This window comes from Verminephrobacter aporrectodeae subsp. tuberculatae At4, assembly GCF_000193225.1.
GTDB lineage: Bacteria > Pseudomonadota > Gammaproteobacteria > Burkholderiales > Burkholderiaceae_C > Acidovorax > Acidovorax aporrectodeae.
In genome coordinates, this window is record NZ_AFAL01000330.1 from 1 (window position 1) to 208 (window position 208).

Annotated in this window: 1 protein-coding gene; it reads right to left on the minus strand. The window is 45.2% G+C overall.

The annotated features are described in order from the left end of the window. The coding region (locus VTU_RS34725) for a hypothetical protein (RefSeq protein WP_236610651.1) at nucleotides 1–191 on the minus strand (191 nt) is incomplete at its 3' end. Nucleotides 192–208 lie beyond the last annotated feature (17 nt).

Genomic DNA, 208 nt, shown 5'->3' on the forward strand with positions numbered 1-208 from the left:
TTGATCAGTCCACCTTTAGCTGCAATGACTCCAACCAAACACTTCCTGTCGTTGATCAGTCCACCTTTAGCTGCAATGACTCCAACCAAACACTTCCTGTAGTTGATCAGTCCACCTTTAGCTGAAATGACTCCAACCAAACACTTCCTGTAGTTGATCAGTCCACCTTTAGCTGCAATGACTCCAACCAAACACTTCCTGTCGTTGA